At 53.9% G+C, this 13,361-nt stretch carries 12 protein-coding genes and 1 tRNA gene; 8 read left to right on the top strand and 5 right to left on the bottom strand.

The features are described from left to right. Window positions 1–2 precede the first annotated feature (2 nt). Window positions 3–329, bottom strand: a complete 327-nt coding sequence (locus tag DC28_RS09680; protein ID WP_037548351.1) for a Dabb family protein — start codon at window positions 327–329, stop codon at window positions 3–5. 96 nt (window positions 330–425) lie between these two features. Here DC28_RS09680 and DC28_RS09675 point away from each other — a divergent pair, with 96 nt between their 5' ends. The 3 genes from DC28_RS09675 (at window position 426) to DC28_RS09665 (ending at window position 2,640) form a co-directional block, all read left to right on the top strand. Beyond that, complete coding sequence (locus tag DC28_RS09675; RefSeq protein WP_037548037.1) at window positions 426–659, top strand: hypothetical protein; 234 nt, start codon at window positions 426–428, stop codon at window positions 657–659. 28 nt (window positions 660–687) lie between these two features. Beyond that, window positions 688–761: transfer RNA gene (locus DC28_RS09670), tRNA-Ala, on the top strand. Between the two features lie 274 nt (window positions 762–1,035). Then, on the top strand, window positions 1,036–2,640 hold the full coding sequence (locus tag DC28_RS09665; RefSeq protein ID WP_037548036.1) for a hypothetical protein: 1,605 nt from the start codon (window positions 1,036–1,038) through the stop codon (window positions 2,638–2,640). Here the strand turns inward: DC28_RS09665 and DC28_RS09660 are convergent. Further along, window positions 2,634–3,359, bottom strand: a complete 726-nt coding sequence (locus DC28_RS09660) for a TVP38/TMEM64 family protein (protein WP_052078726.1) — start codon at window positions 3,357–3,359, stop codon at window positions 2,634–2,636. The genes DC28_RS09665 and DC28_RS09660 overlap by 7 nt on opposite strands. 90 nt (window positions 3,360–3,449) lie before the next feature. On the opposite strand from DC28_RS09660, the gene DC28_RS09655 reads away from it, so the two are divergent. After that, entirely contained in the window at window positions 3,450–6,305 is a 2,856-nt protein-coding gene (locus DC28_RS09655) for a M16 family metallopeptidase (protein ID WP_037548035.1), read from the top strand. 184 nt (window positions 6,306–6,489) lie between these two features. Here the strand turns inward: DC28_RS09655 and DC28_RS09650 are convergent, their stop codons facing one another. The 3 genes from DC28_RS09650 to DC28_RS09640 form a co-directional block, all read right to left on the bottom strand. Further along, the gene (locus DC28_RS09650) at window positions 6,490–6,777 is read right to left on the bottom strand and encodes a hypothetical protein (RefSeq protein WP_037548034.1); all 288 of its coding nucleotides are present in this window, start codon (window positions 6,775–6,777) and stop codon (window positions 6,490–6,492) included. Further along, complete coding sequence (lspA, locus tag DC28_RS09645) at window positions 6,770–7,324, bottom strand: signal peptidase II (RefSeq protein ID WP_081942112.1); 555 nt, start codon at window positions 7,322–7,324, stop codon at window positions 6,770–6,772. Before lspA ends, DC28_RS09650 begins: the two co-directional genes overlap by 8 nt. Before the next feature lie 149 nt (window positions 7,325–7,473). After that, window positions 7,474–8,241 (bottom strand): Nif3-like dinuclear metal center hexameric protein, encoded by a 768-nt coding sequence (locus tag DC28_RS09640; RefSeq protein ID WP_156104647.1) that lies wholly within the window; start codon window positions 8,239–8,241, stop codon window positions 7,474–7,476. A gap of 51 nt (window positions 8,242–8,292) precedes the next feature. Between DC28_RS09640 and DC28_RS15625 the strand changes: the two genes are divergently transcribed. From DC28_RS15625 to DC28_RS09620, 4 genes are read left to right on the top strand one after another with little or no spacing between them, the layout of a single operon-like run. Further along, the gene (locus DC28_RS15625; RefSeq protein WP_081942111.1) at window positions 8,293–11,037 is read left to right on the top strand and encodes a Lon protease family protein; all 2,745 of its coding nucleotides are present in this window, start codon (window positions 8,293–8,295) and stop codon (window positions 11,035–11,037) included. A 44-nt stretch (window positions 11,038–11,081) separates the two neighbouring features. Then, entirely contained in the window at window positions 11,082–12,569 is a 1,488-nt protein-coding gene (locus DC28_RS09630; RefSeq protein WP_037548033.1) for an HDOD domain-containing protein, read from the top strand. A 60-nt stretch (window positions 12,570–12,629) separates the two neighbouring features. After that, the gene (locus DC28_RS09625; RefSeq protein WP_037548032.1) at window positions 12,630–12,860 is read left to right on the top strand and encodes a glutaredoxin family protein; all 231 of its coding nucleotides are present in this window, start codon (window positions 12,630–12,632) and stop codon (window positions 12,858–12,860) included. Between the two features lie 40 nt (window positions 12,861–12,900). Beyond that, window positions 12,901–13,317, top strand: coding sequence for an OsmC family protein (locus DC28_RS09620; protein WP_037548031.1), 417 nt, complete (start codon window positions 12,901–12,903; stop codon window positions 13,315–13,317). Window positions 13,318–13,361 lie beyond the last annotated feature (44 nt).

Genomic DNA, 13,361 nt, shown 5'->3' with positions numbered 1-13,361 from the left:
TCCTACTCCCCGGAGCTATAATCCGCTGACCCGCCGGCATAATCCACCACAGCGCGGTCCTCGGTATGGGCTGCCACCACATCTCCCACGGCAACATGTTCGGGATGCACCCGGTAATTCTGCAAATCCTCCCAGGACCTAAACCTGGTAGTCAGCACCACATCAAAGGAACTCGGACCCTGTGTTTCATCCAGTCCGACATCAAGAAACTCAATTCCCGGAACCCTTCCTGGCAGGGATTCCAATGCCTCCTTGATGGTCCGGGCTGCAGCCTGCTTCTCCGCCGGATTCTTTCCGGCTGTCTTCCACATTACGATATGAGTAATCATGGGCATATTGTACACAGCTTACGGAGAATCATAAACATAAAAAACCGTACAGCCCCCGGTACAAACCTCCGATACAAAGGGTAACGGGAGGAAGTCATGAAAAACACCCATCATACCGGACGGCAATTCAGAGTACAGGGCATGGCAGGGGTTGAAACCACCATATCCATCCTCGGTGAAAACCGCTCCAGCTACACCATTCTTATGGTCAGCACCACCCCCTACGGCACCAGCGAGTCCGAAGAGACCCTCACCAAGGAACTCTTCGAATCCTGCATCCGCACTGGGTATCTCGAGGAAATCCACGAACCCGTATTGACAAGCGCTTGATAACCGGGCATAGTACAACAACCTTTTTGGGGGTATAGCTCAGTTGGCTAGAGCGCTTGCATGGCATGCAAGAGGCCATGGGTTCAAGTCCCATTACCTCCAGTTATCCTGAAGCTCTTATGGAAAAAACACCGGCCCATTCGCCGGTGTTTTTTTATCCCCGGGTGATTCTACCGGTTAGATAGTGCGCAAAAGGTTGTAAACTACACCAGATATAGCGGAGCAACCAATAATTCAACCCATGGGTGGTGTCGCCGGGTTGCAAAATTACAACCTTTTGCACACTATATACCGGTTACCCGCCAGAACCATCTCCAGAGCGGTCCATCGAAATCCAGCATTGAATACCCATCCGGATACTTTTATACTTGTCCCCATGAGCGATATATCGGATCTTGATAATCTCTTTGAGGACGTACTCAAACAAACCGTTGGCGAAGAGGATGCACCGGATTTTTCCGACCTCTTTTCCGAGGATTCATCCCAGGATACCAGCACCAAACCCGGGACCACCTTCAAAAAAATGGAAACCGTACTGGGCGAACCAAGACCGGTTTTTACCCAAACCTACTATCAGGACCTCCTCACCGGCGAGGGGGACATCTCTAAACGGGTCCATCAGCTCCTAGGCGCATTCCTCAAGGCCACGGATCCTCAGGACCGGTCAGTGCACCGGGGACGCCTGGTACCCGGCGTATGGGATCTCTACCGGAGTATCGCCGGGAAGGTCAGTACCCGGCAATTCCCTGAACCTAAAAAAATGCTACTGCGATTTGCCATCCTACTGCCCACGGCCATAAGTCCCGAGCAACGCAAACTTATCAGTCAGATCCCCGATAAAAATACCAGCGGCGAACCGATTTTTTACCAGGATGAATGGCTTAAAGAGGTGTCCTACGGCAGGGTTACCCCCTCCGCCACCGATGAGACCAAGACCCCTTCGAAAAACCAGGTGCGGCAGATCAACGCCCAACTCGAAAAGGCCCGGGGCCGCTTCGAAGCCCAAACCCAGCTGCTTCAGAATCTCACGGAAGAGATAAAAGCCCACGAGGGCTCCCTCATGGACTCCGCTCGGCGCATCACCTACCATGACAGCCTGCCCGGCCATGACGCCATCATCCAGCCCTACACAGAGCCCCAACGCGCCAGTTTCTCCGAAATTAACTCCCTGCTCCGGCAGCTGAGCAACCTCAACCGGAAGCTGGGAATCGCCCAGAACGAATTCATCAGTATCCAGGAACAGTTAGCCGTCCTGGAGGAACAGGAGGGCGATGATTCTGCCCAGGCCACCGCCGACGCCAAGGCCTCCGAGGAGGAGATGAATACCCTCCGGCAGATGGCAAAACTCTGCGTCGGACGACAGGGTAACCACTTCCCCATCCTATACAAACAGTACTACCACGGCAGTATCCGGGACACCGGCACCCGGGAGCAGGTGCTGAATACCATCGCCGAGGTAGAATACCTGGACCCCGGCCTCTTCTTGCGCACCTTCAAACAACAGACCAACCGCATAGTCCCAAATATTATCCTCATCCCCTGTTACGGAGATTACGGAATCTGCTGGGAACCCTTCGAACGATTCAACCGTGCCACCAGCCGGGGACGGCTAGCCATACCTATGTATCCCAAGGATCTCAGGACAGCCGTCATTGCCGCCCTAGGGGACCTGCGGTGGCAGGTCGCCAAGGAAAAAGCCCAGCATTACTGGATGGAAGAAGGCCTGACAGGTTGGTACTACCAGTGGTTCAGCGATAATAAACTCAAAGGAGATGTTAAGGATCAGTTCATCCAGGACTACATCCTCTGGATCTCCAAAGAATCCGAGGGAACCCAGAAACTAGCCCGGGAGACCCGGGATATATTCTGGCGCTACATGCCCTTCCCCCAGGAGGTCCGGGACGTCCTTAAAAACCGCGGATTCGTCTATGCTGAACTGGCTAAAAAAGATATGAATCGCTCCATGTCCGACGGCTATTGATCCGATTTATGGATACGCATCTCGATCCATTGGTGGATTTTTTTTCGGTAGATAAACCCGAAGCCGAACAGCAGCACAGCCAGCGCTAGCGCTGCTATGGCGATACCGTACTGTCCGCCGGACACAGCGCCTCCCATGATGCTGGATCCGAGAATCCCCGGCAGCCGGGCTGCCATGGAGATAAGGAGAAACATGCCGAATCTCAGTTTAGAAATTCCCGCCACGTAACAGAGAAGATCCTTTCCCGGCAGTCCGGGAATAAGGAAGAGAAGGAAAAAGCCCGTCTGCGCCCGGGGACTGGCCAGAATCGTTTCGAATCGCTGAACAGCCTGAGGATTAAACAGGCTCTCTACAAAGGCCCGTCCCAACCACCGGGCCAATAAAAAATTAATCCCCGACCCGATGAGGATGCCTAACAACGAGTAGGCCATCCCGCCGAACACCCCGAACAGGTAGCCCCCGGCAAACTGCACCACATCTCCGGGTACAATAAAGACAAACACCTGGATAATCTGAACGGCCATGTACAGGAAGGGCGCCTGCCAGCCTGCCTTCACCAGGATTTCCTCCATAGCCTGTTGGTCGGTGAACACGGAGAACAGGGTCTCCCGATGAACAATCCCCACCACTGTTATCCCCAACAATATGACCGGGAACGCGAGGCCCTTTACTATCCGAGCTCCCCTATGGGAAACCCCGGGTTTCTTTTCATCATTCATGAATATTACTATAGCACATGAGTACAACAAACAGTTAGGATATGGGGGAAATCTCCATACAGCCAAATGCCAAAAACAATGAGGAGCACTATGAAACCGTTATCAACCATCATCACCCTGCTACTCGGAGCACTCGTCCTTCTGACCGGGTGCGTAACTTCGGAGCAGGGAATCACCCCCCCTGAGCAGCAAACTCAGGAACCAGCAGCACTTCCGGAATCAGCCGTAACCGGAGTGTTAGAAAATGGATTAACCTACTACCTCTATCCCAACGAACATCCAGAAAACCGGATATTCCTCCAGCTTGCAGTAGATGCCGGAGCTGTTCAAGAAGACGAATCCCAGCGCGGGATTGCGCATTTTGTAGAACACATGGCCTTCAACGGCACCCGGAACTTTTCCCAACAAGCCCTGGTAGACTATTTCGAATCCATTGGTATGGCCTTTGGAGACGGGGTAAACGCCTTCACGGGATTTCAGCAAACCGTATACATCCTGGAAATCCCCGGCGACGATCCCGAAATCCTCACCACCACCCTCCAGGTCCTGGAGGATTGGATGAACGGGTTGAGTTTTGACCCCCAGGAGGTCGAAAAGGAGCGGGGCGTCATCATGGAAGAATGGCGCCTAGGGCAGAACGCCCAGGGACGGCGAGCAGACTTCCTCCTACCCGCGGTCCTGGAGAACAGTAAATTCGCCCGCCGTCTTCCCATCGGAATCCCCGAAGTCATCCAAGGGGTGAGTGCCGAAGAACTAACATCCTTCTATGACACCTGGTACATCCCCACAAGAATGGCGGTATCCATCGTCGGGAGTATTGAACCCGATACCATGGAAGATCAAATCATCACCGCATTCCAAGATACCTGGACCGAGGAGGAACTCCAGGCCCAAGCCGATTCTCCTGCCCAAGCCTGGAAGGATCCCGTCCAGCCCCCGTACCAAGGCATAAAAAGCTTCCAATGGGGAGATCCGGAATTTCCCTACGATATTGTGGAGCTCTACGGGTATCAAAAAACCCCCGACACCCAGGATTACCCAACCCTGGCACGCCAGGAGCTGCTCAACAGCCTCACAGCCACCGCCCTTTCCTTCCGGCTGAGCGAAGCGGCCCGAAGTTCCGAGCCCCCATTCCTGGGAGCTAATTTTGCCACCCAGCAGCTGACCCGGGGAAGCAATCTCGTCTCATACCTGGCCATCGCCCAGGGTGGGGACCTCACCCGAGCCCTCTCGGCACTTCTCCAGGAAACGGCTTACCTAGAACTGCAGGGCATAGACCAGGCGGAGTTTCAGCGGGCTAAATCCAGGATCCAGGCTGACCTTGAGGCAGCCTTGGAGCAGGCAGGCCGCACCGAATCCGGCCAAATCGTTGGACAATTCACCCAGCATTTCCTCACCAACAGCCCCTACCTGGGTCCCGAGAAGCAGCTCCAGACCCAGCTTGAGACCCTTGCATCTATTTCTTTGGGTGATTTCAATGCCCATGCCTCCCAGCTGCTCTCCCTGGAACATTACCGGCTGCTACTCTCCCTATCCGAGGCTGATCCCCAGGTTGATACGAGCCAGTTGGAAGCCCTGGTGAACCAGCGGGCGGATCTGGTACAGACAGCAACTTCCCTGGAAACTCTGGACACCCTCATCCCCGTCCCTCCGCAAGCAGGAAGCATTGTAAACGAGGAGCTGAACCAGGAAACCGGGATTCTGACATGGGAACTCAGCAACGGTATGACCGTCCTCCTTCGTCCCTCCACAGAAACACCCGGAGAAGTCCTCTTCACCGCCCTCAGTCCGGGGGGACTCAGCCTGGTGTCCGAGGAGGATTATTGGACTGCCTTGTTGGCGCCCACCCTTCTCGCGGAAAGCGGCCTGGCGGATTTCAGCTACAGCGCCCTGGAAACCTACCTGGCCGACAAAGCAATCTCCCTCCAGCCCTACCTGGGAGATTATTTTGAGGGCCTTTCGGGCACTACCCGTAATGCCCATCTCGAGGAATTTATTCAGCTCATACATCTCCAGCTTTCCCAGGTCAGATCCGAGCCAGGCGGAATTCAGTCCATCCTCAGCCGCCTGAGAACCAACATTGAAAACCGGGACAAGGATCCCCAAACGATATTCTCCGATGAGATCAACCGGCTCTTCGCTGACAGTCATCCCCGGGGCGAACCCCTGAGTCTCGAAACCCTTGCAATGGTTGAGCCCCAGAGGGCCTTGAGTCTATTCCAAGAACGATTTTACAACCCCGGGGACTTCACCCTGATCTTCGCCGGCGATCTGACGCCGGATCAGCTCCGGCCTCTGGCTGAAACCTACCTCGCGAGCCTGCCCCCGGGGAAGGACCGTAGCGAGAACGCCCGGGATCTGGGAATCCGGGCTGCTGCAGACGAACATTCCCTCCTGTACCGCGGCATCGAGGATAAGGGGCTTATGTTTATCGCCTATAATCAGGATATCCCGTTATCCCGGACCCAGCAGCTCGCCCTGGAGGCGCTGAAGGAGACAGCCTCCATCCGCTTGCGCAAGGAGATCAGGGAGGATAAAAGTGCCTCCTACGGGGTAAGCGTATCAACCGGTCATCAGCCCGTGCCCTACCCGGATACCTGGTTCACCGTAAGCACCGGCTTCGAACCCAGCCGCCGGGAAGAACTATTCCAGGCTATCACCGAAATCCTCGCAGGGTTGGCGAAGTCGGGTCCCAGCAGTGAAGAACTCACCACCGTCCGGCAGGTACTTATACGTGGCCTGGAAAACCAGGATGTAGAAAACTCATTCTGGCTCAGCCAAATGGAGCAGTCGGTCCGCACGGGATCCCCAATCCTTACCCCGGCCCAGCTTACAGACCGCGTCCAAGCCCTCACCGCCCAGGACATCCAAACCCTGGCCGCAGAGATCTTTGACCAAGATACATCCTTCTCAGTCACCCTGTTGCCCGAGCAGCAGAAACCCTAGGACCACCGGTCTCTAGGCTCTTGCCGGATACCACGTTTATCCCTATCCGGCAGTACTTAAAAAAGGCCCCGGGTTCATTCCCGGGGCCTGCTTTTTTATCTAGTGTGCGAAAGCTTGTAGCATTGCACCTCGGCGACACCATCCATGGGTGGCAGTATTGGCTGCCCCTCAGGAGGGCCGTCCTCTATTTTTCCTTGTTCCGTTTGCGGGGCTTAACGATAGGATCAAAGTAGGTATCAAAGTCAATCTTATCTGCAAGCTTGTTTACAAGAACGTTATAGAGAACATAGGTCAAAATAATGGATGCAAAAAACAGAAAAATCACAATAAACTGCGAGACCGACGGATCTACCAAGGGAGCCAGAAATCTACCGTAGAGCACGAAGGTACCGATGAACAGAATAAGCATGAGCAGGATGTTCACCACAGTGGCGCCTAATACAAATAATACCGAATTAACCTTTTTATTCACGGATACCTCCCAGTTCCTTTTCGTGTTTCTTCCCTTCGCCGAGCCCGAAAAGCAGGTTCAGCCCCAGTAAAATGGCACAAATCACCACGGTGGAATCTGCAATATTAAAGGTCGGCCACCGTTCCAACCCGAATAAGCCGTAAAACTTCACATCGATAAAGTCAACAACCCCGAGGGGTCGGAAAATTCGGTCAATCTGATTCCCCAGACCGCCGCCGATAATCCCCGCCAGGATCCACCGCTGAAAGGTGCTGGGCTCCCGGCTCAGCACCAGATAAAAACCCAGAGCAATGAGCATGGAGAGGGGTATCACAATGAATACCACGACCCGCAGCCAATCGGGCATGCCCGCCCCGAGACTGAAGGCCATACCCAGGTTCCGGACGTGGATGATCCGTAAAAAATCGCCTCCCCCTACCTGGTGCCCCACGGTATTCAGGGGAATAGAGGATAAGATCCATAACTTCGATAATTGATCAGCCAGAATTAATCCCGCACTTAAAAGCAGGGGGATCATCCGTTTTCCTAGATGATTTTCGTTCAACATTCTTCACATCCTTACGTTTTATGTAGTGCGTAAAGGGTTGTAATCGGCACCAGGTATAGTCTATCACCCCAGAATTCCGTCCATGGGTGGTGCTGCCGGGGTACAATGGTACAACCGTTTGCGCACTAGGTAGGTTCTACAGCAAATTCCTATAGCCCGGTGGGTACATGGATAAACCGGACCTCGAGACCAAGCTCCGCCTCCGCCCGCTGCATCATCAATTTGGGACCGAAAACCTCGGTCGCATAGTGTCCGGCAAAGATTACATTAATGCCGGCTTCAAGACAACGGTGGTATACCACATGGTTTGCATCACCGGTAATAAAGAGATCCAGCCCCTCATCAATAGCCTGGTCCACCTCAAAGGGTGCCCCGCCGGAGATGATTCCCAGGGACCGAACCTTCGAGGGTCCGAAGGGCAGCACTGCGATGGCCTGGCCAGGATCCCCGAAGAGCTGCTGAACCACCTGTTCTACCGTCCGGGCTTCGGGTAGCAGGCCCTTGTACCCAATTTTAACACCATGGTAGCTGCCGAAGGGTTCCCGTTCCTGAAGTCCGAGAACCTGGCACATCCCTGCGTTGTTCCCCAACTCAGGGTGGGCATCCAGGGGTAGATGGGCCGCATACAGGGCAATATCCTCCTTCATCAATGCATGAATCCGGCGATAGTGGGTTCCCACCAAGGGCTGTTCACGCCCCCAGAACAGGCCGTGATGTACAAATAACAGCTGGGCACCCCAGTCGGCGGCCCGGGTGAAGGTTTCCAAACAGGCATCCACGGCAAAGGCAGCCCGGGTAATCTCCCGTTGTCCGCAGCTAACCTGTATACCGTTTATGCTATTGTCGATCCCGGCCATCTCATCAATTGACAAGTGGCCCCGCGCCCACGTATCAAACTCTTCAATCAGTATTCCCATGATTCGCAGTATACCATAGAAATTTCCCCGGTTCTTGGGTACATTCAAGGTGTGACCAAAAAGAATACCGCCGAACAACACTGCAAACTCACCCCAGAACGGGTAATTTTTACAATTCAGGAATCCGAGCTCCCGGAGCTCCCGGAGGATCATGAGACCTTCGGGGTTATCGGCCAGGATAGAGCGATCCAGGCTATTGAGATGGCTCTGGCCATCCCCTCCAAGGGATACAACATTTTTGCTACCGGCCCGGCTGGAACAGGAAAGCGGACCGCTATTCAGCATATCCTGGGGAAACAGGACCTGCAGAAGGAGCAGCTCCGGGATATCGCCTACGTCCATAATTTCTCCCAGGAAGACAGCCCCCGGGTGCTCATCATGCCAGCTGGAGAGGCCTCGCGGTTCAGGAGCGCCATCCGGAAAACCATCCTGGACATCCAGGCCCTCGCCCAAGAAATCCAGCACCGATCCTCCTTCCAGCATGCCAAAGAGGAGTTTCTCACCAAAACAGAAAGCCAGGAGAACCAACTCCTCTTCAATTTTGAAGACCGCCTGCAACAGGAAGGATTCAAGATCGTACAAATAGAAGAGAATAACGAGGAAAAAGCCGATCTAGCTGCGGTGGTAAACGATAACCTGACCAATATCCAGGATCTGCACCAAATGGTCTCCGCCGGAGAGCTTGAACAGAATCAGTACCAGGATCTCAGGGAAAAATACTCCCAGTTCATGGAAGAAATGAAACAGCTTTTCACCTCTATCCAACGAAACCGCCGCAGAACCGAGCAGTACCTCCTGGAACTCCACCGGGAATCCATAGCCCCGGAGGTCCACCAGCGCCTAAGTTCCCTGGGAAAGGACTTTCCCTACCCCTCCATGGAGGAACACCTGGAGCAGCTAGGACAGGATATCATCGAACAACTCCCCATTTTTCTTGACGACCCGTCCCGAACGAATCAACCAGGCGACGCACCAGGCTCGGATGATCCCTCTGAAGAGCCGTCCGCCGGCACCTCGGCTAAATCCCCTCGAAGCACGGAACGAAACAAACCGGGACGGCCAGGCCAGCAGGCCCGGGACCGGAGAGATTTCATGGCCCGAACCTCCCCCCAGGCACAAAGCAATCCCGGCAGTGGGGCCCCGGGTCATGGCGAATCTGAACATACCCCGGGTTCCGAGAATGCCCGAGCCTCTACCCGAAAACCGGGGACCTCCCCGTCCTCCCAAGGCAAGTCCCACCCCTACCGGATAACCGGACTGCCGGCCAGCCTAACCGCTCTACCGGACGAACTGCTCCGCTACGATGTAAACATCCTGGTGGATCATAGCAAAACCACCAAACCGCCCATCATTTTTGAAACCTATCCGGATTTTACAAAACTATTCGGAAGCATTGATACTCCCAGCGAAACAAGCCAAACCCCGGGGACCACCCAGACCGAACGCCCCGGGTACCTGAGCCTACGTCCCGGCAGCCTTCTCCGTGCCAACGGGGGCTACCTGATCCTCCAGGCTGAAGACCTGCTCATGGAAGAAGAAACCTATATAAGCCTCAAACGGGCCCTGCAAAACTGTTTCTTGGAGATGCGTACCAGCCCCAACCCCTACGGCCACGGGGGGTCCAACCTGAAACCCCAGCCCATCCCCCTCAACCTAAAGGTTGTTATTCTGGGCAATGATATGCTCTATGACCTGCTTTACATGCAGGATGAGGATTTCCAGAAGCTCTTCAAGGTTCCGGCGGAATTCGACTACATCATGGACCGCAACAACTCTACCACCCGGGAGTACATCCACTTTATCCGGATGATTCAACGGGAAGAATCCCTGCTGCCCGTGGATAGCTCAGGTGTCGCCGCCCTTCTGGAATACGGCGTCCGCCTGGCGGAACTACGATCAAAGCTTTCCACCCAGTTCAGCCAGATAGCCGATATACTACGGGAGGCGAACTACTGGGCGGGGAAGATTCCCTTGTCCACTATCACCCGCCAAGCCATCAATAAGGCTCTGGAGGCCCGGGCGTTTCTCCTGAATTTACCCGAGGAGAAAATCGATGAACAGATCCGGACCGGGGAACTGCTCATGCTCCTGGAGGGAACCGCTATAGGCCGGGTCAATGGCCTTGCCGTACTGGACCGGGGATACTACAGTTTCGGCCGACCCACGGTCATCACGGCCCAGGCAGCACCGGGCACCGACGGAATCATCAACGTGGAACGGGAGGCCGGCCTCTCGGGAGAGATCCACGACAAGGGAACCTACATCGTTGAAAGCTACATTCATGCCACCTACGCCAAGAGCTTTCCCTTTTCTATGACCGCCCGACTCTGTTTTGAGCAAAGCTACGTTGAAGTTGACGGCGACAGCGCGAGCTCCACCGAAATATACGCCCTGCTCTCTGCCATCGGATCCATCCCCCTGCGTCAGGACATTGCAGTAACCGGATCGGTTAACCAGATGGGGGATATCCAGCCGGTAGGGGGGGTCATCGAAAAAATAGAGGGCTTCTACCAGGTTTGTAAACAACACGGTCTTACCGGAAGCCAGGGGGTAATCATCCCCGCACAAAACATCGAGTCCCTCATCCTCAACGCCGAATTAAATCAGGCCGTACAAGAAGGCCGGTTTCATATCTGGGCTATTTCCAATGTGAACCAGGGCATCGAAATACTTACCGGGATGCCCGCAGGCAATCGAACCCAGAAGGGAGTATTCCAACAGGGTACGGTCAATGGCATCGTAGAAAAAAAATTACGGGCCATGTCTCGAATTTCTAAGGAGCATGATTCGCAGTAATCTAGTATACTCTAGACCTAAGGCTCCAAAGAAGGCGGAATGTGATGACCATTGACCCTGAAAAAATAAAACTCGCAGTCAGAAACTCAATCCCGGTTACGATCAAGACCTACACCCTGCCATCCGAGCTGGAAGCCCAGCTTGAACAGATCCTGGACGGATTTCTAAAAGAGATAGGTCAGGGCGATTTGAAAGATCCCCTGTACTATTGCCTGCGAGAGCTGGCGGTTAATGCCAAGAAGGCCAACACCAAACGGGTGTACTTTCAAGAGAAGAACCTGGATTTACTGAACAACGAAGACTACCAAAAGGGTATGCAGACCTTCAAGGAAGAAACCCTGAACAATATCTCCCACTACCTGGAACTTCAAAAAAAGGCCGGCTTGTATATTAAGATAGTCTTCCACCAAAAATCAGACATCCTGAACATTTACATTGCCAATAATACATCCATAACCAAGAAGGAGCAGATGCGGGTCTACGACCGCATTGCCCGCGCCAGGGCCTACGACAGCCTGGAGGAGGCCTTCTCCATGGTATTGGATGATTCCGAGGGTGCCGGGCTGGGAATCGTCATTATGATCCTCATGCTCCGGAAGATGGGGCTGTCGGAGGAATCCTTCGACATTGACACCGAGAACGGAGAGACCGTTGCGCGCCTCTCCATTCCCATGGCAAAGGTTCATCTGGATCACCTCCACGAAATATCCAATCTCCTGGCAGAAAAGCTGGAGCATATTCCTCAGTTTCCAGAAAATGTCGCCACCCTGCAGCGTCAACTCAGCGACCCCGAGGTGGAAATGAACGACATTGCCCGCTCCATCGCCGTTGATCCCGCATTGACCGCCGACCTTCTTAAACTGGTTAACAGCGCGGCCTTCATGCTTCCCAAGCGGGTAGACAATATCGCCGAAGCCGTTAAGCTCGTGGGCCTTCGGGGCCTAAAAAATCTGCTCTACTCCTACGGTACCCAAAAAATCCTTGGCGATGAAACCGCCGAAACCCGGGGACTCTGGCTGCATTCCCATAAGACCGCCTTCTTTGCCTACAACCTGGCAAAAAACATTCTCAAGCGGAAAGACATCCTGGATGACGTGTATGTGGGCGGCATTCTCCACGATATGGGGAAGATCATTTTCTCCTCGGTTCACCCGGATCTGCTCACAAATATTCGAAAATTCTGTGAGGAGCGGAATATCGAACCCCAGTTCCTGGAGGATATAAGCGCAGGACTGAACCACGCCGAAATCGGAGCACGAATCGCGGAAAAATGGAACTTCCCGGACAACCTGGTTTCGGCCATCAGATTTCACCACGACCCGACCCAGGCTCCCCGGCGCTACCGGGAGATGATTGATGTGATCTACATGGCCAACAGCCTGGCAAACTACGAGACGGAGAATCTATCCCTGGAAGAGCTGAACCCCACGGTCTTACGGCGCTTCAATGTGGCAGGGGAGGGACATCTGCTTCTCATCAAGGAAAAGCTGGATACTGCCTTCGAACACGAAACCTCCAGCCATCAGGAATGAACGCCCCGGCTTGACAAGAACAGCTGTTGTATATATTTTTTTATATATACGGAGGTTCATATGTCTATTACCATGTATACTACCCCAAGCTGTTCGTTTTGCCACAAGGCGAAGCGGTATTTCAAGGAAAACCGCGTCCCCTTTACCGAGTACGATGTTTCTAGGGATCCTCGGAGAGCCGACGAGATGGTTCGAAAGTCAGGCCAAATGGGGGTTCCGGTTATTGATATTCACGGGAAGATACTTGTGGGATTTAACCAGCCCGAGGTTGAACGCGCCTTGAAGCGATAACCCCGGCATTAAAATCACCCTACAATAAGGAGATCTGCATATGCAAAAATTTGTTACCGCCCAATGGAAGAAGGCCATGGCCTTTGACCTTACAATAGAGGATGCCACCATTCCGGTGGATGCCGATGAACAATTTGGCGGGGCCGGGTACGGTCCGAAACCGAAGGCCCTCATGCTTACCGCCCTGGCGGGTTGTACCGGGATGGATGTGGTTTCGATGTTGGGAAAAATGAGGATCCCCTTTGATAGTTTTTCCATTGAGATTGAGGCAAAGCAGGCTGACGAGCATCCCAAGGTCTACACGGATATCCTGGTGCGTTATCGTTTTACCGGGGATCAGCTGAATGAGGATAAGATTGAAACCGCTATCGAGCTGAGCCTCGGGAAATACTGCGCCGTGGCGGCCACCCTAAAAAAGACAGCAACCCTGAAGCATGAATTACTCATGAATCCCTAGCTCCCGGACAGACCTGCTTCCCGGAGCTGGGCGAGAAGAACCAC

It is taken from the genome of Spirochaeta lutea (assembly GCF_000758165.1).
In the GTDB taxonomy this organism is placed as follows: domain Bacteria; phylum Spirochaetota; class Spirochaetia; order DSM-27196; family Salinispiraceae; genus Spirochaeta_D; species Spirochaeta_D lutea.
The sequence above is the reverse complement of the archived record's forward strand: the minus strand, read 5'-3'. Positions and strand labels throughout refer to the sequence as shown.